This window comes from Streptomyces clavuligerus, from assembly GCF_005519465.1.
In the GTDB taxonomy this organism is placed as follows: domain Bacteria; phylum Actinomycetota; class Actinomycetes; order Streptomycetales; family Streptomycetaceae; genus Streptomyces; species Streptomyces clavuligerus.
This window is the reverse complement of record NZ_CP027858.1, coordinates 6,264,991-6,291,548: the sequence shown is the minus strand read 5'-3', so window position 1 is coordinate 6,291,548 and position 26,558 is coordinate 6,264,991. Positions and strand designations below refer to the sequence as shown.

Sequence of the window (26,558 nt, the reverse complement as noted above, 5' to 3'; positions counted from 1 at the left end):
GTTCCGGCCCGGTGCGGCGGTGTCCCGGGGACAGACCAGAGACCGATCTTCAGAAGGGGCCACAGGTTCCATGTGCCGTTCGTCCGACCTCCGGCAGGCGGTCCTGGCCCGCAACGACGACAGCGCGGCGCTGCTGCGCTCCGAGCTGGCCGCGCGGGGCACGGTGGCCGTCAACCTCCTCTCCAGTCCGGGCAGCGGGAAGACCGCCCTCCTGGAGGGGGAGCTGGCGGCGGCCAGGGAGCGCGGTGTCCCGGTCGCCGCGCTCACCGCCGACCTGGCCACCGAGAACGACGCCCGGAGGCTCGCGCGGACGGGCGTACCGGTGCAGCAGATCCTCACCGGGGGGCTGTGCCACCTGGAGGCCGTGATGCTGCGCGGCTATCTGGCGGGCTGGCTGCCTCCCGGCACCCGGGTGCTGTTCCTGGAGAACGTGGGCAATCTGGTCTGCCCGGCCGTCTACGACCTGGGCGAGTCGCTGCGGGTGACGCTGGCGTCGGTGACGGAGGGCGAGGACAAGCCGCTCAAGTACCCCACCGCCTTCGGTCTCGCGCAGGTGGTGCTCGTCACCAAGACGGACCTGGCGGCGGCGGTCGGTTTCGACGAGGAGGCGTTCCTGGAGAACGTCGCCCGCGTCAACCCCGGGGTCGAGGTCGTGTTCACCTCGGCGCGCGACGGCCGGGGCACCGGGGCCCTGCTGGAGCGGGCGCTCGCGGTGCAGGAGGGCGCCGTGCCGCACCGGCCGGTGCTGGCCCGCACCCCGGAGCCCGCACCCGCGCCCGTGCCCGTTTCCGCGGTGGGGCGGGTCCCCACCGTCCATGAGCACGCCCACGCCCACACGCACGACCACCCGGCGCACGGACACGACCACGCCCACACCCACGACCACACGCCGCACGACCACGACCACCGGCACGACCACGGGTCCGCCGCCGGTGCCCCGCATCCGCACGGCGCCCCGGTGGTGGACCCGCTGTGACCGGCCGCCCGGTGGACTCCGCCGTTCCGCTGCGGCGGCGGGTCGCCGTCCAGGGCCTGGTCCAGGGGGTGGGCTTCCGGCCCTTCGTCTTCGCGCTCGCCACCGGACTGGGACTCTCCGGCCATGTCACGAACACCGGGGACGGGGTGCTCGCGGAGGTCGAGGGGCCACCGGACGCCGTCGACGCCTTCTGCCGCCGGATCGTGTCCGACGCGCCCCCGCTGGCCGATGTGGCCGCCGTGCGGCAGGAGGAGATCCGGGCCACCGGGGCGCGCGGATTCGCGATCGCCCCCTCGTCCCGCGCGGGAACCGGACGGGGAACGGACCGGGGAACGGACCGGGGCGGCGGCCGGGACCCGGACGGGGCCGGGGGCCGGGGCGCGGGCCGGACCCTGATCCCGCCGGACACCGCGACCTGCGCCGCGTGCCTCGCCGAGCTGCGGAACCCGGCCGACCGGCGCTTCCGCCACCCCTTCATCACCTGTACCGACTGCGGGCCGCGCTTCACCATCGTCACCGCGCTCCCCTACGACCGGGCCCATACGACCATGGCCGGGTTCCCGATGTGCCGCGCCTGCGCCCGCGAGTACGCCGACCCCGCCGACCGGCGCTTCCACGCCCAGCCGGTCTCCTGCCACGACTGCGGCCCCCGGCTCACGCTCATCGCCCCGGGCGCGCCCCGGCGCACCGGGGACACCGCGCTCGTCGAGGCACGGCGGCTGCTCGCCGCCGGGGCCGTCCTCGCCGTGAAGGGCGTCGGCGGCTACCACCTGGCCTGCGACGCCGCGAACGCGGGGACGGTCGCCCTGCTGCGGCGGCGCAAGAACCGGGGCGACAAGCCGTTCGCGCTGATGGTCCGCGCGCCCGAGGACATCGCGCCCCTGGTCCGCCTCGGACCCGAGGAACGCGCGCTGCTCACCGGTCCCGCCCGGCCCATCGTGCTGCTGCGCCGCCGCCCGGAGCCGCCCGGCGGCGGCCCGGCGGCGGCCGACCTGGTGGCACCCCGCGCGCCCGATCTGGGCGTGATGCTGCCGTACACCCCGTTGCACCATCTGCTGCTGGGCCTCGACGGCGACCCGGAAGGACCCCGGGTGCTCGTGATGACCAGTGGGAACCTCGCCGGTGAGCCCATCGTCACGGAGGACGCCGAAGCGCTGGAACGGCTCGCCCCGCTCGTCGACGCCTGGCTGGCGCACGACCGGCCGATCCGGGTGCCGTGCGACGACTCGGTGGTCCGCGTGGTGGACGGGGTGCCGCTGCCGCTGCGGCGCTCCCGGGGCTTCGTGCCCGCGCCGGTGCGGCTGCCGCTGCCGGTGCCCCCGCTGCTCGCGGCGGGCGGCGATCTGAAGAACGTGTTCGCGCTGGCGCAGGACCGCTGGGCCTGGCTGTCGGGGCACATCGGCGACATGGACGACCTGGCGACGCTCCGGGCGTTCGACCGCGCCGTGGCCCATCTGAAGGCCGTGACCGGGGTGGAACGGGCGGCCCCCGTGGCCGACCGCCACCCCGGCTACCGTTCCGCGCGCCGGGTGCGGCGACTGGCGGCGGGCCGCGCCGTCACCGGTGTCCAGCACCACCACGCCCATGTCGCGGCGGCGATGGCGGAACACGGTCTGGACGGGACCCGGCCGGTGATCGGCGTCGCCTTCGACGGCACCGGCCACGGCGGGGACGGCACCGTCTGGGGCGGCGAGGTGCTGATCGCCGACTACCGCGGCTTCCGCCGCTTCGCCCATCTGGAGCCGGTGCCGCTGCCGGGCGGGGACGCGGCGGTGGTCCGCCCGTACCGCATGGCCCTGTCCCATCTGCGTGCCGCCGGGATCGCCTGGACCGGCGACCTCGCCTGTGTGCGGACCTGTCCGGAGGACGAACTCCGGGTCCTCGAACGGCAGTTGGAGACCGGGCTCAACTGTGTGGCCACCTCCAGCATGGGCCGGCTCTTCGACGCGGTCTCCTCGCTGGCCGGGGTCTGCCACCGGGCCGGGTACGAGGCCCAGGCGGCGATCGAACTGGAGGCGGCGGCGTACGCGTACGGTCCGCCCGACCCCCCGGCCCCAGGCTCCGGCTCCGGCCCGGACTCCGGTCACGGCCCCGGCTGTCGCTTCGCGCTGACGGAGCGGGACGACGGCCGCTGGACCGCCACGCCCGCCCCCGTCCTCGCGGCCGTGGTCGACGACCTGCGCTCCGGCGCGCCCGCCGGGCTGGTGGCGGCCCGTTTCCACGCCGGGGTCACCGACGCGGTGCGGCGGCTGTGCGGACTCGCCCGGGACCGGCACGGCCTGGACACGGTGGCGCTGACCGGCGGCGTCTTCGGCAACGCGCTGCTGCTGTCGTCCTGCACGCGGGCGCTCGCGGCGGACGGCTTCACCGTACTGCGGCACCGGCGGGTGCCGCCCAACGACGGAGGGCTGGCCCTCGGCCAGCTCATGGTGGCCGCACGGGCCACGACGGGAGAGGAGGCGGACCCATGTGCCTGGCGGTGCCCGGCAGAGTGATGGAGATCGAGGAACGGGACGGCACCCGGATGGCCGTCGTGGACTTCGGCGGCGTGGTCAAGGACGTGTGCCTGGAGTATCTGCCCGATCTGGCGGTGGGCGAGTACGCCATCGTCCACGTCGGCTTCGCCCTCCAGCGCCTCGACGAGGAGTCCGCCCTGCGGACGCTGGAGCTCTTCGCCGAACTGGGGCTTCTCCAGGAGGAGTTCGGCGACCCCTGGGAGGCGGCGGCGCCCCCCGGCGAGTCCCCTGAGCGCGCGCGGGAGCAGGAACAGGACCGGGAGGCGGCGCGGTGAGATATGTGACGGAGTTCCAGGACCCGGAACTGGCCCGGGGCCTGGTGGAGGACATCAGGGCCGCGGTCACCCGCCCCTGGGCGCTGATGGAGGTGTGCGGCGGGCAAACCCACACCATCATCCGCCATGGCATCGACCAACTGCTGCCGGAGGGCGTGGAGCTGATCCACGGCCCGGGGTGCCCGGTGTGCGTCACCCCGCTCGAAGTGATCGACAAGGCGCTGGCGATCGCCTCCCGGCCCGGAGTGATCTTCTGTTCCTTCGGGGACATGCTCCGGGTGCCCGGCACCGACCGCGATCTGTTCCGGGTGCGCGGCGAGGGCGGGGACGTCCGGGTGGTGTACTCGCCGCTGGACGCGCTGCGGATCGCCCGTGACCACCCGGACCGCGAGGTGGTGTTCTTCGGCATCGGTTTCGAGACCACCGCCCCGCCCAACGCGATGGCCGTGCATCAGGCCCGCCGTCAGGGCGTCCGCAACTTCAGCACGCTGATCTCGCACGTCCGGGTGCCTCCCGCCATCGAGGCGATCATGACGTCCCCGGACTGCCGGGTGCAGGGCTTCCTCGCCGCCGGGCATGTGTGCAGTGTGATGGGCACCGGGGAGTACCCGGAACTGGCCGAGAAACATAGGGTGCCGATCGTGGTCACCGGCTTCGAGCCCCTGGACATCCTGGAGGGCGTCCGCCGCACGGTGCGGCAGCTCGAACGGGGCGAGCACACCGTGGACAACGCCTATCCGCGCGCCGTGCCGCCCGGGGGGAACCCGGCGGCCCGCGCGATGCTGGAGGACGTCTTCGAGGTCACCGACCGCGCCTGGCGCGGCATCGGAGTGATCCCGCGCAGCGGCTGGCGGCTCTCGCCCCGCTACCGCGACCAGGACGCGGAGCACCGTTTCGACGTCACGGGGATCGACACCCGGGAACCCGCCGAGTGCCGCAGCGGCGAAGTGCTTCAGGGGCTGCTGAAGCCGAACGAGTGCGGCGCGTTCGGCACCGTGTGCACCCCCCGGACGCCGCTCGGGGCCACCATGGTCTCCAGCGAGGGGGCGTGCGCCGCGTACTACCTCTACCGGCGGCTGGGTGCCCCCGCGCCCGGTGCGCCCGCGCCGGCACCCGTACCCTCCGCCGTGCCGTCGTCCGCCGTCCCGACTCCTGTGGAGGCGAACCCCGTTGGCTGACACCGTCCTCCCCCAGGCAGGCCCGGTGGACCCGAGCGGCTGGACGTGTCCGCTGCCGCTGCGGGACCACCCCCGGGTGGTGATGGGCCACGGCGGCGGCGGGGCGCTCTCCGCCGAACTCGTCGAGAACGTCTTCCTGCCCGCCTTCGGCGACGGGCCCGTCCTCGCCGCCCTCGGCGACTCGGCGGTGCTCGACCCCGGCGGGGCCAGGATCGCCTTCTCCACGGACTCGTTCGTGGTCCGGCCCCTCTTCTTCCCCGGCGGCAGCATCGGCGACCTGGCCGTCAACGGCACCGTCAACGATCTGGCGATGAGCGGGGCGCGGGCCGCGTGGCTGTCCTGTGCCGCGATCCTGGAGGAGGGCGTGGAGACCGCCCTCGTCGCCCGGGTCGCCGAGGCCATGGGCACGGCGGCCCGCCGGGCGGGCGTCCAGGTGGTGACCGGCGACACCAAGGTGGTGGAGGCGGGCCACGGCGACGGCGTCTACCTCAACACCGCCGGGATCGGACTGATCCCGCCCGGCGTCGACATCCGGCCGCAGCGTGCCAGGCCCGGCGACACGGTGCTCGTCAGCGGGGAGATCGGGCTGCACGGGGTGGCGATCATGAGTGTGCGGGAGGGGCTGGAGTTCGGCGTCGAGATCGAGAGCGACTGCGCCGCGCTCGGCACGCTGGTGGACGCGATGCTGGCCGTCACCCCCGACCTCCATGTCCTGCGCGACCCCACCCGGGGCGGCCTCGCCGCGTCCCTCCACGAGATCGCCTCGGCGGCGGGCGTCGGCGTCACCCTCCAGGAGTCCGCCGTCCCGGTCCCGCCCCCCGTCGCCAACGCCTGCGCGGTGCTCGGCCTCGACCCCTTCTACGTCGCCAACGAGGGCAAACTCGTTGCGTTCGTCCCCCGCGAGCACACCGACGCGGTCCTCGCCGCGATGCGCGCGCATCCGCTGGGCGCGGCGGCGGCGGTCATCGGCGAGTGCGTCGCGGACCATCCGGGGATGGTGGTGGCGCGGACCGCGTTCGGGGGGACCCGGGTGGTGGACCTGCCGATCGGGGAGCAACTGCCGCGCATCTGCTGAACGGGGCGGCTCAGACCCGGGGGATCAGCTCCGCCAGGCGGGCCCGGGTCTCCTCGTCGGTGGAGTGGAGCACGGTGCCGTGCAGACCACGGGTGAGGAGGGTGCGGTAGAGGCGGACGACACAGCGGGCGGCCTCCTCGGGCGGCAGGGAGCGCATCCGGGGGTCGTGGGAGGCGTCGAGGTCGGTGACCCACCGCCCCTCCCGCCATACCAGATCGGGTCCCATGAGCACACCGCACCAGTCGAACGCGCAGCCGCGCACGTCCTGGACCCGTTCGACCCGTTCGAGCGGGTGCGCGGCCGAGGGGTCGGAGTCGATCAGCCGGTGCCCCCAGGGGCGCGCCCAGTCGCCGATCCGGACCTCGGACTCCGGCGCGTACCAGGGCCAGGCCGAACCCGCCGTGAGCCGCGCGGTGCCTCCCTCGGCGGTCCGGGCCCGCACCGCCTCCTCCAGCCGGCGCGGACTCTCCGCCAGCAGCAGCGCGGGGGTGCTGTCGCTCGGGTACCGGCCGACCGGCTCCGCGCGCAGCCCGAGCAGCCGGGACACCCACTGCGCATGGCCCCACCCGGCGCCCGCGCCGAAGGCGTCGAGATCGATCTCGCGGACGGTGCGGCCCTGGTCGGTGGCGGCGGAGGCGATCGAGACGAAGGAGCCGACCTCGCCGGGATGGCCCGTGTCCTCCTCGTCCAGCAGGAAGACCGGCACCCGGGCGGCCCTGATCATCCGGTCGACCTGGCCCCGGCGCAGCCGCTGGTCGAAGCGGCTGACGGGCCGGGGCGCGAACGGCCCCCGCAGACACTGGGCCTCGTCGTACAGCAGGAAGCCCGTGCCGTCGGCTTCGCCTCCGAAGCCCGCGCGCTCGGCGGGGTGTTTGCGCACCCCGTCGAGGAGTCCCACCGAGGAGAGCAGATGCTCCAGCGCGGGCGAGCCGTTGGTGTAGTACACCTCCTCGCTCCTGCGGCGCAGCTCCCGCAGGAGGGCGAGTCCGACGGCGCTCCTGCCGCTGCCCGGCCCCCCGGTCACGATGATCACCTCCTGGGGGTGCGCCTCCCGGGCCCGCTCCACCCGCCGCAGGACCGCCCCGTACCCCTCCTCCTGGTCCGGCCGGAGCACGAACTGCGCCGGGTCCTCGGGGACCGTGTCGCTGTCCAGCAGGGCGTCGACCGCCGGTGCGCCGGGGAGCGGGGCGAAGCGCTCCCGCAGGAGTTCCAGCGCCCGGTCCCGGCTGACGTCGGGGAAGAGCCTGCCGGACCCGGTCGCGGCGCGCTCGGCAGGGTCGGTGCGGTACCAGTGGACGAATCCGTCGATCAGCTCGGGGCTGTCGCGCAGCAGGGCGAGCCGCCGGGTGAGGTGGTCGACGGAGCGGCGCACCCGGGCGGTGGCGTCCCGCTCCATCCGCCGGTCGACCTCCCCGTGGCGCCATCGCCTCAGTTCCACCACCGCGTACGAGGGCTCGCGCCCGCCGGGGCGCATCCCCGCGATGACCGCGTCCACCCGGGTGCCGGTGTCCGGGAGCCGGAACTGCCGCAGCACCTGCACCTCCGGCAGCCCGGCGTCGCCGAGCAGTTCCAGCAGGGCCCGCAGTTCCTCCACCGCCCGGCGGGGCACCCCGGGCTGTGTGCCCGGGTCCAGCAGGACGAGCAGTTCCGCGACGGTCCCCCGCTCCGGGAGCGGGGCGGGGCGGGTCGGCGCCCGTTCGGGCACCAGCTCGTACACCGCGCCCGTCGGCGTCCGCAGGCGCACCGGGCCGGGGCCGGTACCGATCTCGACGGTGTGTTCCCCGTCACGCTCCACCAGGACGGTCCGCGCGGGGCCGCCGCCGGGGGACAGGATCTCGATCACCCGGGGGTCGGTGTCCGGGACGAGGATCGCGGCGCCGCCCGTGGCCGCCGGGGCTCCCAGCCGCAGCCGGGGACCGCTCAGGCTGACCGGCAGGGCGACGTGCGGGACGGCCTCGGCGAGGACGGCGACATGGCCGGGGGTCAGCCCGCCGGGCGGCTCGGGTACGGGGGGGCCGTGGTCGGGTGCCCGGTGGGCGGCGAGATTGGCGAGCTGCCAGGCCGTCACGGTGCTCCTGACGGCTTCGGGCAGCCGGGGCCAGGCTCCGGCGAGCCAGTCGGCGAGGCCGTCGCGGCCCTCGGTGAGGAGGGCGCGGAGGGCGGGCTCCAGGGCCCTCTCCAGGGTCTTCTGACGCCCGGAGCGGACCGAGACGTCGATCCAGGTGACCCGCTCCTCCAGCCGCAGCGCGGGCGGGAGCGCGCTGTGCACCTCGGCGACGAGCGCGCCCAGCGAGCGCAGCGGGTCGTCCGGGGGGCTCCGGTGGAGCCGGTCGGCCAGTTCCGCGCGGAGGGCGGGCAGCAGGTCGGGGCGGAGCGCGATGGCGGCCCGGGTCCGGGTCGCGGTCCAGGGGCCGAACCAGAGGTCGGACTCGTCGCCCACGTCCAGCCAGGGGAAGAGGCGGACGCGGACGGCGCGGATCAGCTCGGGTTCGACACGGGTGGCCACGCTGAGGGCCATGGCCAGCTCATGGGCTCCCCGGGTGGGTCCGGACGGGCGGACGGGCGCCCGCGCGGGCGGGGGAGGTGCCGCCGGTGGCCGGGCAACGGTGGGCGGGGTGTCCGGCTCCGCGCGGGACGCCGCCGGGGCGGGGGCGGACCGCGGTTCGCCGGCGGTCCCCTCCGTCGGCTCCCCGGCCGGGAGGGGCGGCCGGTCGTGCCCCGGCCCGTCGATCAGAAAGCTGATGTCCCCGTTCTCCTGCCCCTCGGTCAGCAGGCTGACCACCGGGTAGAGGTCGGCCGAGCCGACCTGCCGCACCAGGAGTTCCCGGTCGTTCCAGCGCGCGATCCGCCGGGCGAGGAGGAAGTCCCGGAAGACGGGGTGGGTGAAGGCGACCGTGTCCGCGGGGCCGGTGCTCAGGACGCCCGTGCGGTCGACCAGATGGGCGAGCAGCCGCCGGGGGTCCCCGAACGGCTCCCGCCCGTGCGGCGGGTCCTGCCCGCCCGGTGCGCCGTGCTCGTCGTGCTCCGTGAAGAGCCGCAGCACGGTACGGGTGGGGAGTTCCGGGCTGCCTTCGAGGACGGTCGCGCGGGCGACGCTCTGGGCCGCCTCGTAGCAGAGGTCCCGGCCGGGGGGCGCGCCGCCGGGGGGCCGCACCCCGCGGCGTCCGTCCCGGCCGCCGAAGAGCATGGGCAGGACACCGCTGAGGCAGTCGTGTTCGGTGAGGAGGCCGTGTTCGGCCGTCAGGGCGCAGAGCGCGGCGCAGATCAGGGGGTTGGTCGCCGCGTCGGCGAGACCGGGCCGGGAGCGGAGGAGTCCGTTCAGCGCGGCGCCGGGCCCGGCACCGCTGTCGGCACCCGTCCCGGACCCGCCGCCGTCCTCCCGGGCTCCGCCGCCGTCGCCCCTGTCGTCGGCGCACCAGCGCCGGACGAGTTCGCTCACCCCGTCGGGGGTGAGCGGGAGCAGGGTCGCCTCGGTGAAGCCGTGGCGGGCGAGCCAGCCGTCGCGTACCGCGCGGGGCCGGGTCAGGACCACGCAGCGGGTGCCGGGGTAGACGGCGAGGAGTTCGGCGAGGCGCCGCCCGACGGCGGCGCGGACGGCGGTGTGGACCTCGTCGAGCCCGTCGACGACGACCAGGCCCCGCCCCTCGGCGAGCACCCGGTCGATCCATCCGTCGTGCAGCCGCTCCAGCGGCAGGCCGGGGGCGGTGGCGAGGAACTCCTCGACGGTCTCCGGCATCGCCTCCTGCGCGCCGAGCAGCCGCAGCGGGACGAGGAACGGAATCCGGCCGGTGTCCCGGTCGGCCGCCGCACGGGCCGCGAGCCAGTGGGCCAGCACCGTCTTCCCCGCGCCGGGTCCGCCCCGCAGCAGCAGCCGCGGATGCCGCTCCGGCAGCCGGTGCGCGGGCCGGGGCGGCCCTCCGTCGCCGGTCACGGCGGCCAGCGGGACATGGACGTGTTCCAGCCATCGGGTCGCCGCGCCCGGGGAGACGTCCGCCAGGCCGAGGACGGAGACGGTCCGGTACCGCTCGCCCAGCGCACCGAGGTGGCCCAGCTCGAACTCCTGGTCGGCGTCGGCCAGTCGGACACTCTCGGCGAGGAGCCGTTCGTCGGAGCGTCCGATCAGCTCGGCGTGGGCGCGCGCCTGCCGCCGTGCCTCGCGCGCCACCAGGGGCGACCGCCGGGCGAGCCGGTCCACGACATGGACGCAGACCGCCGTCAGGAGCGCTTCCCAGACCCGCATGCCCTTGGCCGAGAGCGCGGCCCGCCCGGCCCCGCCGGTACGGCTCAGCCGCCCCATCAGGGACTGGTGCCCCTCCCGCACCACCTGGAGATCGCTCAGCCCCAGCGTCCGCAGCGCCCGTACCGACTGGTCGAGCGCGTCCGCGATGGTCTGGCGCTCCTCCGCCGTGAACCGTCTGCCGCGTCCGTGCGAGGAGTGCCGGAACAGCTCCGAGATCAGGGCGTGCGCCGCGCCCCGGCCGATCGGGCGCCCGCCCTCGGCGAAGGCGAGAACGCGTTCCAGCGGCTCGGGGCCGTCCGGCTCCGGGGCCGCGGGCAGGAAGAGCCGTGCCACCAGCGGCCCGACCGCCGGTGACGGCAGCCCCACCGTGGTCCACGCGGGCTCCATCTCCCCCTGCTTCCCTGCTCGTTCGTGCGTTCCGGCCGCCCCGACAGCTCAATGGTAGGGGCCGAACTCCCGGAAACTCTGCCGAACCCCGCGCGCGTCCGCCAGAATCGCGGTGTGGACACGTACGGGGGGAAGCACCGATACGGTCGGCACACCGGCACCACGCCACCCGGTCCCGGGCGACGGCCCGTCCCCCGTCCGCCGGCGGCGCCCGCGCCGGAGGCCCGGCGCGGTGGGGGCCGGGCGGCGCGGTGACCCAGGTATTCATCAGTCACAGCGCGAAACGGGACCCGCTCACCCTGGAGGTGCTCCAGCGGGTCGCCTCCGGCCTCACCTCGAAGAACTTCGAGGTACGGGTGGACATGGAGGCGCTCCGCCCGGGGGTCGACTGGTGCGCGACGCTCTACCAGTGGCTCGCGGAGTGCGACGCGGCGGTCGTCCTCTTCAACGAGGCGGCCCTGGAATCCTTCTGGGTCCGGCGCGAGGTCAACATCCTGTTGTGGCGGCGGGCCCTCAACCCGCGCTTCCGGGTGATCCCCGTACTGGTCGGGAAGATGTCCTCGGGGCGGCTCAAGGACGCCGGGTTCTCGGACGTCCTGCCGGTGGAGTTCGCGCGGGAACCCTGGGAGGAGAACGGCGGGGAGGGCGGGGAAGGCGCCGCCCGGCGGGGGTACGCGGAGCGGCTGGCCGCGTCCGTGCTCGGGCGCTTCCCCGAGCAGCCGGGACCGGCCGCCGACGGCGACCCCATGCGCGTCTGGGTCGCCCGGCTGGCGGAGCAGCTCCGGCAGACGGGGAACGACCGTCCGCTGCTGGCGGTGGCCCGTTCCCTCGGCATCGAGGAGGCGGAGCTGGCCGATGTCCGCGCGGACTCCGGGGCCTGCCTGCTCCTCGCCCACCGGCTGCTGGGGACGGTGGAGGGCGCGGCGCTGAAGAGCGCGCTGATGGAGCTGGCCCCGTACCTCAGCAGTGATCAGCTCCACCGGCTGGTCGCGCAGTTGCTGCCCGTCTGGGTGAACGGGGAGTCCGCGCGGCACATACTCCCGCCGCCCGGCTGCGGGCGGAGCCGGGCGGTCGTCCTCAACGCCCGTCAGCACAGCACGGCGGGTCACTATGTGGACCGGGCGATGTGTCTGCAACTGGACCGGTACCACCTCGCCGCCGCCGGGGGGCTCCCGCTCGGCGAGGACGCGGCCGGGGAGCTGGTCGAGGAGTGCGTCGACGCCGTCCGCGCGCTGCTCCACTACCCTCCGGGGGTGCCGCCCGAACGGTTCCGGCCCCGGGAGAACGTCCTGCACTGTCTGAGCGTCGACGTCTCGGCGCTCCGGCCCGCCGTGGTGGCCGAGGCCGTGGGAGAGGTCCGCCGCCGCTTCCCCTGGCTGGTGCTCATCCTGCTCACGGGCGGGACGGTGCCGGACGACCGTACGCTGCGCGACTGGCGGCTGGACGACCTGGTCATGGTGGCGCCCCAGCTCACCGAGGACGAAGAGATCCTCGGCTACCAACTCGCCGAGGACCTGCGCGAACTGCCCAGGCGGCTGAACGGCTCATGGAGGTAAACCGAATGGACGCACCGGCCGCCGTCGACCGGTCCCCGGAACCGGGCGGGCCCCGGGACCCGGACCGGCACACCGGCACCCCTACCGGCACCGGCACGGACGGGGGGTTGCCGGGGCCGCTCCACTCCCCCGACTCCCGGGACGGGCAGGTCTACATCATGCCGCCCGATGTGGCGCTGGCCGTCGAGGTGGCCCTGGCGACCGGCCGTCCGCTGCTGCTGCGCGGCGAACCCGGCTCGGGGAAGTCCTCGCTGGCCGCCTATGTGGCCCGCGAGCGGGGCTGGCGCTACTACGAACACGTGGTCACCTCCCGTTCCCAGGCGGACGATCTGCTGTGGACGTACGACCACGTCCGCAGGTTGAGCGACGCCCAGGTCCGGGCGGCGGGCACCGAACTGGACGATCAGCGCTATGTCACCCCGGGGCCGCTCTGGTGGGCCTTCGACCCCCGGTCCGCGCGCGGCGGCGGCGGGGGGCGCCCGGAGCGCCCCGACGCCTGGGCGGAGATCAACGCGGAGCGGACCGGTCCGCACTCGGTGGTCCTCGTGGACGAGATCGACAAGGCCGACCCCGATCTGCCCAACAGCCTGCTGGTCCCGCTGGGCTCGCACCGGTTCACGGTCGCCGAGACCGGGGAGACCGTCCGCAAGCAGGAGACCGCGGGGGACGCGGAGCCGCTGCGGCATCTGGTGATCATCACCACCAACGAGGAGCGGGAGCTGCCGCAGGCGTTCCTGCGCCGCTGTGTGATCGCGTCGCTGCCGGAGCCGGACGCCGGACGGCTGGTGGAGATCGCGGAGGCGCACTTCCGCAGCGACTACGGGGAGTTCTCCGCCGCCGACGAGGAGCTGGCGCGGGAGCTGGCCGCCGAGATCGAACGGGCGCGCGAGGAGGCGCGGGCGCAGGCCATCCGGCCGCCGAGCACCGCCGAGTTCCTGGACGCCCTGCGGGCCTGCCGCTCGCTGGGGATCGACGTCGCGGACGGCCGCTGGCCGCTGCTGAAGAGTCTGACGCTGCTCAAGCCGCAGCAGCCGGGGGGCTGACGGATGGCCGGCGACATCTGGCTCGGGGATCTGGCGACGGCCCTCGCGCTCGCCGCTCCCGGCGACCGGGAGCGGCGGCGGACGATCGCCGCGCTGCTCGGTTTCGCCCCCCGGGGCGGCGGGGCCTCCCGGGAACCGGGGCCGGACGCCGCCCCGGCGGGCCTGTCACCTGCGCGCGAGGAGGAGACGGTGGCGGTGCGGGAGGCACCGGCCGCCCCCGCCCCGGCCGATCCGGCGGCGGACGCCGCCGGGGGGCCCGGCGCGGCCGGTGCCGCGGGCCCGGCCGCCCCGGTGGCGGCGGCGCGGCTGCTGACGCCCGTGGCCGTGGAGCCGTTGCCCGTACGGGAGTGGCGGGCGGCGGCGCTGCCCGTCGCGGGGCCGGTGCGCCGGGGCACCCCGCCGCCGTACGAGCCGCTGCTGGCCCGCCGGTCGTCGGCGGCGATGGTGCAGACGGCGGTGGCCCGGGTGGTGGACGACGGCGAGCCGGACATCCCCCGGATCGTGCGGCGGCTGGCCCGGGGGCACGCCCTGGCCCGGCTTCCGCTGCGGCCCGTGGCCACGCTCCGGTTCGGGGCGCAGATCCTGGTGGACCTGGGGGTGGGCATGGAGCCCTTCGCCCGGGACCAGGGGGAGCTGGTGGCGCAGATCCGGGCCGTCGTGGGCCGGGAGCACACCCGGGCGCGGTACTTCGAGGACTCGCCGCTGCGGGGGGTGGGCGAGGAGGGCCGCTGGTCCTGGGGGCCGTACACCCCGCCGACGCGGGGCACGCGGGTGCTGGTCCTGAGCGATCTGGGGACCGGCGGCCCGGTGGCGCATCCGCGCCGGAGCGGGCGGGAGGAGTGGGCGGAGCTGACCCGGCGGCTGGGGCGCGCGGGGTGCCGGGTGACGGCCTTCGTGCCCTGTCCGCCGCACCGGCTGCCCGCGTGGGCGGCTGAGCTGATGGACATCGTCCCCTGGGACCGCCACACCACCGTCGGCCAGGTCACCCGGCGACTGCGGACCCCCGACCGGTACTGAGCCCACCGGCCCGGCCGCGTCCACCGGGGACGGCCGGAGAACACCACCCACCCGAAACCCCGGCCCCACGACCCACGTGCAGAGCGACATCCCCCGCACCGGCCACCCGCCCGGACGGCTGACCCGACGGACACCCTCCCCCGGCACCACCAGGTCACCCGACGACCGCGCACCCCCGACCGGTACTGAGCCCACCGCACCCACCGGCCGACCCCGTCCGCCCGGGACGGCCGGGGAGCGCCGTACCCCCGGCCCCGGCCTCACGACCCGCAGTACAGAGCCACGCCCCCCGCACCGGCCACCCGCATGGACGGGTGACCCGACGGACACCCTCCCCCTGGCACCACCGGGTCACCCGACGACCGCGCACCCCCGGCCGGTGCTGAGCCCACCGCACCCACCGGACCCACCGGCCGACCCCGTCCGCCCGGGACGGCCGCGGAGCACCGCACCCCCGGCCCCGGCCTCACGACCCGCAGTACAGAGCCACGCCCCCCGCACCGGCCACCCACATGGACGGCTGACCCGACGGACACCCTCCCCCTGGCACCACCAGGTCACCCGACGACTGCGGACCCACCGCCCGGCCCCATCCGCCCGGGAGCCCCGGTGTCGCGGCGCGGGGTACGCACGGACGCACAGCGGAGGAGAGAGTTCCCGTTGCGGGTACCGCCCGCACCGCGCCGGGGGTACCACCGGTGGCGCCAGACACAAGGGAACGACATCGCGAACGCGGACAGGACGGTGACGACACGGCCCGGGGCCACCGGGGCCGCGGGGATCACCGGGCCCGTAGCCCGCAGGAGACCGCAGGGGACCGCAGGAGCCGCACCCCGCAGGCGCGGGCGACGGCGCGTCAAGGCAGCGCCAGGGCCGCGTCAGGGCGGCATCAGGGAAGCGCGGCGACGCTGGCGCGGGCGTGCCGGACGGGGTCGGATGGTGATGTGAACAGCGCGTGGCTCCTTCTCGACCGGCCGCCTCATCAGGCGTCGCCCGTTCGTGTGCCCCGCTGCCTCCCGGAGCCCGCTGCCGGACGCTGACGAGCGTCCGCAGCCCCAGGGGCGCCGTGACCGCTCGCCGGTCCGGCGCCCCGCTCCGTTCCCGTCGCCCACCGCGACACCCTCTCCCCCTCACCCGTGCGACGTCCGCACGGGCCGACACCTTGGAACCCCGATGCCCGTATCGCCCCTTTCCGCCGCAGACTCCGCCGTGGGCCCCACCGCGGGCCCCGCCGCCGCGCGTTCCCGTACCGTGCTGGTCACCGGAGCCACCTCCGGTATCGGTCACGAGACCGCGCGACTGCTCGCCGAGGGCGGCTCCACCGTGCTGCTGCACGGGCGCACCGCCGAGGAGGCGCGGGCGGCGGCCGACCGGCTGATCGCCACTGCCGGGGTGCCCGAGAACCGGCTGCGGGTCTTCCACGCCGACTTCACCCGTCTCGACGAGGTCGCCGAGATGGCGCGCGCCGTGACCGCGAGCCACCCCCGTCTCGATGTGCTCGTCAACAACGCCGCCGTCGCCGCGCCCGAGCGCCACACGGTCACCGGCGACGGCAATGAACTGACCTTCCAGGTCAACTTTCTGGCGCACTATCTCCTCACCTGCCTCCTCGAACAGGCGCTGACCTCCGACCCGGGCGGCCGGGTGGTGCATGTGTCGTCCTCGCTGCACCGCACCGGCTCCATCCAGTGGAGCGACCCGCAGCGGGCCCGCCGCTACTCCCGGCTGGCGGCGTACGCCCAGTCCCAGCTCGCGCTGACGATCTTCGCCGCCGACCCCCGGGTCACGGCGGTCTCGGTGCACCCGGGGATCTGCGCGACCGGGCTGCTGCCGCTCTACGCCCACCGGGGCGCCACCGCGGCGGAGGGCGCCCGGCATGTCGTACGGCTGTGCGACCCGGCGGTCGAGATCGTCAACGGCGCCTACTACGACCGCGACCGGCGGATGGACCCGGCCCCCGGCGCCACCGACGAACGCACCGTGAAGCGGCTCAGCCGACTCGCGGACACGGTGGTCGGCCACACCGCCTAAAGCGCGGCCCCCTTCGGGGGGCGTCCCGCCGCCGGGCTCCTCCCTCTTTCTCCACTGGGTACTTTCCGTTCGCACACGCACGAGACGCGCCACGTTCACATTCCGCTGGTCTCCCGTGCACTCACGCCGGGCATCACTCTCAGGCCCGGACATCTCCGGCGGGGCGGGCCGGATGCCTCAAACCCAGGAACAGGACGGCGGAGGAGCCCATGCGAAGGAACGTCACAGCCCTGTTGACCTCGCTCGTCGCCACGGCGGCGGTACTGGCCGGGGCGCAGGGCGCCCGAGCCGCCGCCCCGGAACGCGCTCCGGAACGCGCGCCCCAGCCGACGGGCGGTGCGGCGGTACAGGGCAAGCACCGGCCCACCGCTCCCCCGGCCATAGACGGCGGGGCATGGGAATCCGGCCATCTCCAGGGCACGGCCCTCGACCTCCGCAAGGGGTTCATGTACTTCTCGTTCACCAATCTGCTGGTGAAGACCGATCTGCGCGGCACCCCCGTCGGCTCCGTCACCGGCTTCACCGGCCACCTCGGCGACATGGACTTCAACAGATCCGACGGCCGGGTCTACGCCTCGCTGGAGTACAAGGCGGCGCAGGCGTTCTATGTCGCGATCTTCGACGCGGACCGCATCACCCGGATGAACATGGACGCCGAGACCACCGGTGTGGTCTCCACGGTCCATCTCAAGGAGGTCGTCGAGGACTACACCGCCGACATGAACGGGGACGGCGTCTTCGACGGCAACACGGGGAACACCCCCGACCACCGCTACGGGTGCAGCGGCATCGACGGTATCGCCTTCGGTCCCGCCTTCGGCCGTCCGGGCCGGGAGCGGCTGACCGTCGCGTACGGGGTGTACTCGAACACCACCCGGGCCGACAACGACCATCAGGTGCTGCTCCAGTACGACGTGCGGCGCTGGCGCAAGTACGAGCGTCCGCTCACCGAGGCCGACCCGCACACCAGCGGCCCGTCGGTGCCCGACGGCAAGTTCTTCGTGTACACCGGGAACACCACCTACGGGGTGCAGAACCTGGAGTACGACGACGAGAGCGGCGACTGGCTGATGGCCGTCTACAAGGGGAAGAAGAAGACCTTCCCGAACTACTCGCTGTTCGTCGTGGACGGCTCCGAGCGCCCGTACTGGGGCCAGGTGCGCGGACAGGCGAAGCCCGAGTACGGGAAGCTGCTCACCCTGCTTCCGCAGGGGCTGCACCACGTGCCGTCGGGGGTGTACGGCTTCGAGTCGGCCGGTCAGTACGGTCTGATCGCGCTGGACGACGGGCGTTTCTATCTCGCCGAGGCGGGCCGGGTGGAGTCGGGCGGGATCGTCCGGCAGACCGGCCGCGTGGTGCTGCACACCTGGACGGGGCTGGCCCCCAACCCGTTCGCGCCGCTGCCGTCGCGCTGACCGGGTGCCCCGGTCCGCCGCCCGGTCCTGCCCCGCCGGTGCCGCGTCCCCCTGCGGTCTTCCCTCCGCGCGCCGCGCTTCGTACTGTCCCCCTTCTACCACCAGCGGCGGAGGGAACGGGACATGGGCGGGGAGCGCGGCAGACGGCGGGTGCTGGGGGCGGCGGCGTTCGCGGGGGCGGGGCTGGTCCTGCCGCCGGGCGCGGCACGGGCGGCGGACCCGGCCGGGACCGGGGGCCCGGCGCCCGAGGCGCCCCGGGTGCTGCCGGACGACCCGCGCTACGGCCATCTGGTGAGCCGGGGCGCGAACCGCTTCCGGGGCACCCCCGACGAGGTCCGGCCGGTGGAGTCCACGGCACAGGTGGTGCGCTGTGTCCAGGAGGCCGTCCGCCGGGGGCGGAGGATCGCCGTCCGCAGCGGCGGCCACTGCTTCGAGGACTTCGTGGACCATCCGCGGGTGCGGACGCTCATCGACATGTCCCGGATGCGGGCGGTGGGGTACGACCCGGCGCTCCACGCCTTCGCGGTGGAGCCCGGGGCCACCCTGGAGGAGGTCTACCGGCTGCTCCACCTCGGCTGGGGGGTGACGGTTCCCGGCGGCTACTGCCCGGACGTGGGCATCGGCGGCCATGTCTCCGGCGGCGGCTACGGCCCCCTGTGCCGGCTGTACGGGCTGGTGTCGGACCATCTGTACGCGGTGGAGACCGTGGTGGTGGACCGCGCGGGCCGGGCGCGGAGCGTGCTCGCGACCCGGGAGCCGGGCGACCCCCGCCGGGAGCTGTGGTGGGCGCACACCGGCGGCGGTGGCGGCACCTTCGGGGTGGCTACCCGGTACTGGTTCCGCTCGCCGGGGACCTCCCGCGCCACCCCGCCGGAGCGGCTGCTGCCGGTCCCTCCGGCGACCGTGCTGACCTTCCGCGCCGAGTGGGACCCTCGGGAGCTGGACCGGGACGCCTTCGTCCGGCTGGCCGACAACCACGGCCGGTGGGCGGAGCGCAACAGCGCCCCCGGGTCGCCCGCCGCCGCGCTCTACGCGGAGTTCTCGCTCAACCGGACCACCGGCGGGGGCGGTCCGTTCCTCTTCGGGCAGGTCACGGCGGACGGCCCGGAGGCCGAGCGGGTGCTGCGGGAGCATCTGGACGCGCTCGCCGAGGGGACGGCCCGCCCCGCGTCGGTCACCTCCCGGCGGCTGCCGTGGCTGACGGCGACCCTGCGGGGCTCGGGCGAGAACGCGGTGGGCGACTGGCGGCTGAAGGTCAAGTCCGGCTATCTGCGGAGCCGGTTCACCGGCCGTCAGCTCGCCGCCGTCCACCACCATCTCACCCGCACGGACACGGACGCCTACGGCAGCCTCACCCTCAACACCTACGGCGGGCAGGTCAACGCCGTCGCCCCGGACGCGACCGCGAGCGCCCAGCGGGACTCGGTACTCAAACTGGTCTATCTGGCCGGATGGCACACCCCGGCTCAGGACGCCGCCCACCTCGACTGGATACGGGCGTTCTACCGGGACGTGTACGCGGACACCGGCGGGGTCCCGGCACCCGGCGGCAACAGCGACGGGGCCTTCGTCAACTACCCCGACACCGATCTCGCGGACCTCTCCCTGAACACCTCAGGTGTCGACTGGCAGACGCTCTACCACGGGGTGAACGCGCCCCGGCTGCGCCGGGTGAAGGCCCGCTGGGACCCGCTCGGCGTCTTCCGGCACCCGCTCTCCGTACCGGCGGAATGACGCCGGGTCACCGCGCGGAAGCCGCCGGACGCCACCGGAAAGATCCGGGACGGGATTTTGGATGGCAATCCTCTGATCTACAGTGCCCAGGTCAGCATCCGCACTCCGGTGATCTGAGAAGGAACCAGGGACCATGTCGACTGAGACGTTCGAGTTTCAGGTGGAAGCGCGCCAGCTTCTCCAGTTGATGATCCACTCGATCTACTCGAACAAGGATGTGTTCCTGCGGGAACTCGTCTCCAACGCCTCCGACGCGCTCGACAAGCTGCGGCTGGACGCACTCCGCGACGACGCGCCCGGCGCGGACGTCTCCGATCTGCACATCGGGATCGAGCCCGACCGGGAGGCCCGTACGCTCACCGTGCGGGACAACGGGATCGGTATGTCGCACGAAGAGGTGGTGCGGCTCATCGGGACGATCGCGAACTCGGGTACGGCGGCCTTTCTGCGGGAGCTGAAGGAGGCCGAGGACAGCACGGCGGCCGAGGGGCTGATCGGCCAGTTCGGCGTCGGTTTCTACGCCAGTTTCATGGTGGCCGACGAGGTCACCCTGGTGACCCGGCGCGCCGGTGAGGAGCACGGCACCCGCTGGTCCTCGACCGGTGAGGGCACGTACACGATCGAGACCGTCGACGACGCCCCGCAGGGCACGGCCGTCACCCTCCGGCTCAAGCCGGAGGACGCCGAGGACCGGCTGTACGACTACACCTCCCCGTGGAAGATCAGGGAGATCGTCAAGCGCTACTCGGACTTCATCACCTGGCCCATCCGGATGATTCCCGAGGCGGGCGCCGCGGACGGCACCGACAGCACGGACGGCACGGACGGCGCCGAGGCGGCGGAGGGCACCGGGGCGGCCCCCGAGCCCGAGGTGCTGAACTCGATGAAGGCGCTGTGGGCCCGTCCGCGCAGCGAGGTCGGCGACGACGAGTACCACGAGCTGTACAAGCACATCAGCCATGACTGGAACGACCCGCTGGAGACGATCCGGCTCCAGGCGGAGGGCACCTTCGAGTACCAGGCGCTGCTCTTCATCCCCGCGCAGGCGCCCCGCGACCTCTTCCTCCAGGGCTACAAGCGCGGTGTCCAGCTCTATGTGAAGCGCGTCTTCATCATGGACGACTGCGAAGCGCTCATGCCGCCGTATCTGCGCTTCGTCAAGGGTGTCGTGGACGCGCAGGACCTGTCGCTGAACGTCTCGCGCGAGATCCTCCAGCAGGACCGGCAGATCCAGCTCATGCACCGCAGACTGGCGAAGAAGGTGCTGTCGACGGTCAAGGAGATGATGACCGGCGCGCCCGAGCGGTACGCCACGTTCTGGACGGAGTTCGGGCGGGTCGTCAAGGAGGGGCTGCTGAGCGACTTCGAGAACCGGGACGCGATCCTCGGGATCTGCTCGTTCGCCACCACGCGGGACGCGGAGCAGCCGACCACGCTGGCGCAGTACGCGGAGCGGATGCAGGACGGCCAGGAGCACATCTACTACCTCACCGGGGAGTCCCGGCAGGCCGTCGAGAACTCGCCGCACATGGAGGCGTTCCGGGCCAAGGGGATCGAGGTGCTGCTGCTGACCGACCCCGTGGACGAGGTGTGGGTGGACACGGTGCCCGAGTTCCAGGGCAAGCAGCTCCGGTCCGTGGCCAAGGGCGATGTCGACCTCGGCACCGAGGACGAGAAGAAGGAGTCCGGCGCGGAGCGGGAGCGGCAGCGGGAGGAGTACGCGGCGCTGCTGGAGTGGATGTCCCAGCACCTCGGTGAGCAGGTCAAGGAGGTGCGGCTGTCCTCGCGGCTGACCGTCTCGCCCGCCTGTGTCGTCTCGGACGCGGGCGATGTGACCCCGGCGCTCCAGAACATGTACCGCGCCATGGGGCAGCCGGTGCCCGAGGTCAAGCGGATTCTGGAGCTGAACCCGGACCATCCGCTGGTGGGCGGGATGCGGCGGGCGCACGCCGACGGGGCCGGGGGGACGGACGGTACCGAGGTTGCCGCCGCCGCGGAGACCACGCTCGGGGAGAACGCCGAACTGCTCTACGAGATGGCGCTGCTGGCGGAGGGCGGGGAGCTGAGCGACCCGTCGCGCTTCGTCCGGCTGGTGGCCGACCGGGTGCAGCGGACCCTCTGACCCCGGGCGGCGGGCCGGGGCCGTGCGGGGCTGTCCCGGACGGCCTTCCCGGGGCCGCCCCGACCCTGACCGGAGCCGGGACGTCCGCCGCGACAGCGGTACGTCCCGGCTCCGGCCGTCCCCGCCCCCGCGCGCGGGTCAGGGGAGGCGGGTGGCGTGGGTGACCCGGTCGACGCGGTAGTACTCGGCGACGCAACCGGCGGGCCAGGAGCCGTGTTTGCCGAAGGGCTCCCCCATTCCGCCGACCGAGGTGGGGGTGTAGGGCAGCTCCCGGGCGCCCGACGCCGCCTGCGCCCGCATCCAGCGGTCCTGGCGGTCCCACTGGCCGGCCCTGACCCGCATGGCGTCGCCCAGGGGGGCGAGGGAGAGCGCGAGCGCCGCGCAGACCGTGACCCAGACCGCCGCCGCCGCGATCACCGCCGCTCCGGCCCCGCCCGCCGGACGGAGCGCGCCCGCCGGGACCGCTCTGCGGCCGTACCGTCCCGCGGTCCTCCCGAGGAGCGCTCCGGCCGCGACCAGCAGGACGACGTAGAGCAGCAGGAAGTCGTTCCAGGCCCGGGTGACGACCACGATCCCGGTGCCGAAGACGGAGTGGGCGGCGACCGTGCACAGATAGCCCGCGACCAGGAAGACCAGCGCCCCGGAGCCCACCAGCAGGGCCGTGTGACGGCGCGGGAGGGGACGGCTGCCGGGCGGGGTGCGCACCAGCAGGCCCGCCAGGGCCCCGACGGCGACGGCCCCCAGGTACTGCCAGGTCGTCAGCAGGGTGCCCAGGATCTCCAGGAAGGCGCCCAGCGACTCCCCGAGCACCTCGGGCGCGATGACGGTCATGCCCTCGGCGTCGTACCGCTCACGGCGGTTGCGTGAGCCCGGCGAGGTGAGCAGGACGAGGATGCCGGTGCCCGTTCCCGCGATGCCCGCCAGGCACCAGGCCCGCGCGTAGGCGCGCCGCCGTCCGGTGAGCAGCCGGCGGCCGAGCAGCGCGGCGGCGGCGAGGACGACGAGGGCGACGACGGACGACTCCTCCGAGAGGGTTCCGAGGGCGGCCCCGGCGAGGAACACGGCGACGAGGGCGACGATCCGCCCGCCGCGCGACCGGGCCCGCAGCAGCGGGACGAGGGCCGCGCAGGAGAGGACGGGGGCCAGGGTGTGCGACACGGAGGAGGCGGGCCAGTAGAACGTCTTGTACGTGTTGGGGGACGCGAGGAGGAAGAGCGCGGCGACGGTCGCCGCCAGCAGCAGGGGCATCCCGCGCGGCACGGTCAGCCCCCAGTCGCGGGCCGGGACCGAGGCGGTGACGGCCCACAGGACGGCCAGCACGAGGGCGCCGCTGACGAGGGCGTACCCCTGGTGTCCGGCGAGGTCGAACTTCGCGTAGGCGCCGGTCAGCACGGCGTTGACGATCCGTCCGTTGTCCTGGAGGTAGAACTTGGCGACCAGCCCGCCGACGCCCTCCTCGCGGACGAGGGGCAGAAAGCACCAGTCGTCGGCGCCGGGGCGGACCCAGCGGCCGAGCCACATCGCGGCGGCGAGCAGCCCGAGGGGCGGGAGGGCGAGGAGGGCCGCCGGGGAGATCCGCCGCCGTGGGGGGCCGCCCGGGGCCGCGGGCCCGGCCGGGCCGGAGTCACCGGTGGTGTCCGTGGTGGCGGTGGGTTCCGGCGGCTCCGTGGCGGCGGGCGGGCGGCGCCCCGCGGTGATCGCCCAGCGGGCCAGCAGAAAGGACAGGGGCGTGGCCAGCACCCCGGCGAGGAGGGCGGCGGCGTTCTCGTCCATGCCGAACCGGCCGACGGCGAGCAGCAGCAGACAGCCCGCGGCCACCAGACCGGCCAGGCTGGAGATCGGATAGCGCATGAAGGCGTGCCAGGTGGGCTTCGTCCGGCAGGTGACGTAGGAGTTGAGGAGGAAGGAGCCGACGACGCTGACCGTGTAGCCCAGTACATGGGCGACCGGATAGGGCGTCCAGCGGTTCAGTGTGACGTAGACCGCGAAGTAGACGGCGGTGTTGACGCATCCGACGAGGACGAAGGAGAGGAACTGCCGGGCGGTGCCGCCGGGTCCGGCGCCCTCGTCCGCCGGGCGGGACGCCGCACGCGCGCCCGCCGGGACGGCGGCGGGCAACGGGCCGTGCTGCGGGAGCGGCACCGGCCGCCGGGACTCGTCCGTCTCCTGAATCAGATAGTGCGGGCGGCGTTTTGACTCGTGATAAATGCGTCCCACATATTCGCCGATGACTCCGAGGGTGATGAGCTGAATTCCGCCGAGCGCCACAATGGCGGTCAGCAGGGTGGCGAAACCGGGGACGGTCGCCCCGTTCAGAAGGACCCGCAGGGCGGTCCACAGGGCATAGGCGAGCGCGGCGAACAGAATACCGAGACCGATATGGATGGCCAGCCGCAGCGGACGGCTGTTGAAGGAGAGCACGCCGTCGATTCCCTCGTTGACGGCGCGTCTGCCCAGGGGCGGGCGCGGGTCCGCCGCGTCCGTGCTGCCGCCCGGAGCGGCTTCGCGGTAGGTGAGGCCGGCGGTCGCGAAGCCGATCCAGGAGAAGATCCCCCGGGAGAAGCGATTGCTCTCCGGCAGCGCGAGGACCCCGTCCACGGCCCGCCGGGACAGCAGCCGGACATCGCCCGCGCCGTCCCCGACGTCGACGTCCATGCAGTGGCGTACCAGCCGGTCACCGGCGTCGCGGAGGGCGGAGCGCAGCGGTCCGTGCGTGGTGCGGTCCCGTTCGGCCACGACCTGGTCGTAGCCCTCGCTGTGCAGGGCGAGCATCCGGGGGACGAGTTCGGGCGGGTGCCGGACCCCGCTGTCCATGAGGATGACCGTCTGTCCCCGGGCCATGCGCAGTCCGGCGAGGAGCGCGGCCTCCCGGCCGAAGGGGCGGCTGAAGACGGTGTAGCGGACCCGGGGGTCGGCGCGGGCGAGCGCGCCCAGCAGTTCCCGGGTGCGGTCGGCGCTGCCGTCGTCGACATAGCAGATCTCAAAAGTCCGCCGGGTCGATTCCAGCGCGGTCAGCAGCGCGGCATAACGGGATTCGATCACCTCGGAGTCATGACGGCAGGGCACGACGACAGAGAGCTGCACGGCGGTCATCTCCGTCACCCTAGGTCGTCCGCCGGTCTCCCTTTCCCGGGGACAGGCGTATGCCGTCCATCTCCGGAACGGCTTCACTCCTCTGGCGGAGAAATCCCGGCGCCCCGGGACACAGACAGGGGGCGCCCCGAGACACAGGGAGGGAGCGCCCCGGGGAACAGCGGGAGAAGGGGGAGAGCGACGGGAATGCGGCGGCTTGCCGGGGGGATTCGGCGGGCCGGGCGGTCAGCCGCCCCAGCGCCAGTACAGTTCGGGCCGTGGCGGGCCGCCGCAGTCGGCGAGGGTCAGCCCGGGGTCCTGCCGGTCCCGGTCCGCCCAGTGGGCGGGGAACTGCCGGTCGTCCTGGTACAGGCAGCGGTTCCCGGCGCCCGCGATGCGCCAGGCCGTGCGTTTCCAGGTGGTGTCGGGCCAGGGTTCACGGGTCCAGCGCTGCTCGGCGCGGCCGGTGGCGCACGGTTCGAGTCCGGCGGACGGGCCGAGGGCGGTCAGACACCGGGACCGGTCGGCGCGCGGGCGGATCGTGCCGTCGCCCCCGATGTCCCAGCGCTGGGCCGGGGAGCCGGCGCAGCGCCGGAGGCGGACGGGGCCCGCCGCCGGGGGTGTGCCGCCCGGGTCCAGACAGCGCGCCGGGTCGCGTCCGGCGGCGTGGGTGGTGCGGCCGATGTCCCCCAGCAGCTCCCCCGGCCGGGGAGCGCGGTGGACCACCTCGTACTGCCGGTGGACCCACAGGCTCCAGTCCTTGCGCAGCGTGCCCCGGTAGGGGGCCACACTGGCGCAGGTGCCATTGGCGTGGCAGGTGCGGTTGGCGAGGTACCAGCGCGCCACCTCGTCCTTCTCGGCCACCTGGCCGGGGGTGAGGTTCGGGGCGAGCGGGGACATGGTGTAGCCGAGGTAGGCGGTCACGGGGATGCCGAGCGCGTATCCCACCCTGCGGACATAGCGGGCCCCGGTGCCGTGGTCGGCGTGGTCGACCCCGCCGCCGAGTCCGAAGGCGAAGGAGGCGTTGTCGTGGTCGAGGGTGAGGATGCGGTCCGCGCGGGCCAGCCGGGCGAGGTCCGAGACCGTGTCGAGCAGGCGCTGTTCGGTGTAGCGCGCTCCGCCCTGGAACGCCTCGATCTCCCGGGTCTCCCCGGTGAGGAGTCTGCGCATGCTGTTCGGCTGCTGCCCCTCGGGCAGACCGTCGTGGAGGTCGAGGAAGGTGAGCCGGACGTCGGTGTTCCGGGCCTGGTCGGCGAGCCGGTACGAGCGGACCGTGACGCCGCCCGCCGGGACGTCGTCGCGGTCCCAGCGGTTGGCGGCCTCCGCCATCTCGGCGTAGGCGGCGCGGACCCCGTACTGTCTGCGGTCGACGTACTCCCGGGCCGCCGTCGGGTCCTTCTTGCCGCCGTCGCCCGCGGTCAGGAAGACGGTGTCGACGGGGCAGCCCGCCCGGATGGTGTCGCGGATCCGGGGGTTGAGGAAGAAGAGGTCGTCGTCGGGGTGGGCCACGGCGACCAGGGTGCGGTGGCAGCCCGGTGACTCCCGGGCCGCCGGGGTCCCGGAGCGGGGCGGCGCGGACAGGGTCCCGGGGGCGTGCCCCGGGCCGGGCGCGGGCGCGCAGCCGACGACGGCCGCGAGGGCGGCGGACACGGCGAGGGCCGCGGTGACGAGCGTCGATGCCCGGGGACGGGAGGGGGCGGAGGTGCCACCCTCGCGGCGGCCGGGGCCGCACCGGCCCGTGCGGCCCGTGCCATCGTCGGTGTCCGCGACACCGGTGCGACGGGCGGCACCCGTGTCACCGGCGGCATCGGCTGCGGCTGAACGGACGAGAGGCCGGTTCCGGCCCATGCGGACCTCCTTCCACCCACCCCGGTCCGATGATCATCGGACCGGGGTGGCCGGTTCAACCGACGCGCCGTGG

The 26,558-nt window shown here is 74.6% G+C and carries 15 protein-coding genes; 12 read left to right on the top strand and 3 right to left on the bottom strand.

Going from position 1 to position 26,558, the window contains the following annotated elements:
* Positions 1-70: 70 nt before the first annotated feature.
* The 5 genes from hypB to hypE are packed head-to-tail and all read left to right on the top strand — an operon-like array spanning position 71 to position 6,020.
* Positions 71-976 carry a hydrogenase nickel incorporation protein HypB gene (gene hypB / locus CRV15_RS26445; RefSeq protein ID WP_003957654.1) on the top strand — a complete coding sequence of 302 codons (906 nt, stop codon included), beginning with the start codon at positions 71-73 and terminating at the stop codon, positions 974-976.
* On the top strand, positions 973-3,471 hold the full coding sequence (gene hypF / locus CRV15_RS26440; RefSeq protein ID WP_003959451.1) for a carbamoyltransferase HypF: 2,499 nt from the start codon (positions 973-975) through the stop codon (positions 3,469-3,471). The genes hypB and hypF overlap by 4 nt, the downstream gene beginning before the upstream one ends.
* A complete protein-coding gene (locus tag CRV15_RS26435) occupies positions 3,444-3,767 on the top strand; it encodes a HypC/HybG/HupF family hydrogenase formation chaperone (protein WP_003957651.1) in 324 nt (107 codons plus the stop codon). The genes hypF and CRV15_RS26435 overlap by 28 nt, the downstream gene beginning before the upstream one ends.
* Positions 3,764-4,945: a hydrogenase formation protein HypD gene (gene hypD, locus CRV15_RS26430; RefSeq protein ID WP_003957650.1), complete on the top strand. Its 1,182-nt coding sequence runs from the start codon at positions 3,764-3,766 to the stop codon at positions 4,943-4,945. The genes CRV15_RS26435 and hypD overlap by 4 nt, the downstream gene beginning before the upstream one ends.
* Entirely contained in the window at positions 4,938-6,020 is a 1,083-nt protein-coding gene (gene hypE / locus CRV15_RS26425; RefSeq protein WP_003959453.1) for a hydrogenase expression/formation protein HypE, read from the top strand. Before hypD ends, hypE begins: the two co-directional genes overlap by 8 nt.
* Before the next feature lie 10 nt (positions 6,021-6,030).
* Here the strand turns inward: hypE and CRV15_RS26420 are convergent, their stop codons facing one another.
* Positions 6,031-10,647, bottom strand: coding sequence for a DNA/RNA helicase domain-containing protein (locus CRV15_RS26420; RefSeq protein WP_003959454.1), 4,617 nt, complete (start codon positions 10,645-10,647; stop codon positions 6,031-6,033).
* A 251-nt stretch (positions 10,648-10,898) separates the two neighbouring features.
* On the opposite strand from CRV15_RS26420, the gene CRV15_RS26415 reads away from it, so the two are divergent.
* From CRV15_RS26415 to htpG, 7 genes are all read left to right on the top strand, one after another.
* On the top strand, positions 10,899-12,203 hold the full coding sequence (locus CRV15_RS26415) for a toll/interleukin-1 receptor domain-containing protein (RefSeq protein ID WP_003959455.1): 1,305 nt from the start codon (positions 10,899-10,901) through the stop codon (positions 12,201-12,203).
* Between the two features lie 5 nt (positions 12,204-12,208).
* Positions 12,209-13,246 carry an AAA family ATPase gene (locus CRV15_RS26410; RefSeq protein ID WP_003959456.1) on the top strand — a complete coding sequence of 346 codons (1,038 nt, stop codon included), beginning with the start codon at positions 12,209-12,211 and terminating at the stop codon, positions 13,244-13,246.
* A 3-nt stretch (positions 13,247-13,249) separates the two neighbouring features.
* Positions 13,250-14,263 (top strand): hypothetical protein, encoded by a 1,014-nt coding sequence (locus tag CRV15_RS26405; protein WP_009995289.1) that lies wholly within the window; start codon positions 13,250-13,252, stop codon positions 14,261-14,263.
* Positions 14,264-15,436: 1,173 nt separating this feature from the next.
* Positions 15,437-16,294 (top strand): SDR family NAD(P)-dependent oxidoreductase, encoded by an 858-nt coding sequence (locus tag CRV15_RS26400; RefSeq protein ID WP_003959458.1) that lies wholly within the window; start codon positions 15,437-15,439, stop codon positions 16,292-16,294.
* 209 nt (positions 16,295-16,503) lie between these two features.
* Complete coding sequence (locus tag CRV15_RS26395) at positions 16,504-17,709, top strand: hypothetical protein (protein WP_003959459.1); 1,206 nt, start codon at positions 16,504-16,506, stop codon at positions 17,707-17,709.
* 123 nt (positions 17,710-17,832) lie between these two features.
* Entirely contained in the window at positions 17,833-19,443 is a 1,611-nt protein-coding gene (locus CRV15_RS26390; protein WP_003959460.1) for an FAD-binding oxidoreductase, read from the top strand.
* 133 nt (positions 19,444-19,576) lie between these two features.
* A complete protein-coding gene (gene htpG, locus CRV15_RS26385; RefSeq protein WP_003959461.1) occupies positions 19,577-21,565 on the top strand; it encodes a molecular chaperone HtpG in 1,989 nt (662 codons plus the stop codon).
* Between the two features lie 138 nt (positions 21,566-21,703).
* Here the strand turns inward: htpG and CRV15_RS26380 are convergent, their stop codons facing one another.
* Together CRV15_RS26380 and CRV15_RS26375 are read right to left on the bottom strand one after the other, a co-directional pair.
* Positions 21,704-24,658 (bottom strand): DUF6056 family protein, encoded by a 2,955-nt coding sequence (locus CRV15_RS26380; protein WP_044972310.1) that lies wholly within the window; start codon positions 24,656-24,658, stop codon positions 21,704-21,706.
* A 225-nt stretch (positions 24,659-24,883) separates the two neighbouring features.
* Positions 24,884-26,485 carry a ricin-type beta-trefoil lectin domain protein gene (locus tag CRV15_RS26375; RefSeq protein WP_003959464.1) on the bottom strand — a complete coding sequence of 534 codons (1,602 nt, stop codon included), beginning with the start codon at positions 26,483-26,485 and terminating at the stop codon, positions 24,884-24,886.
* Positions 26,486-26,558: the final 73 nt, after the last annotated feature.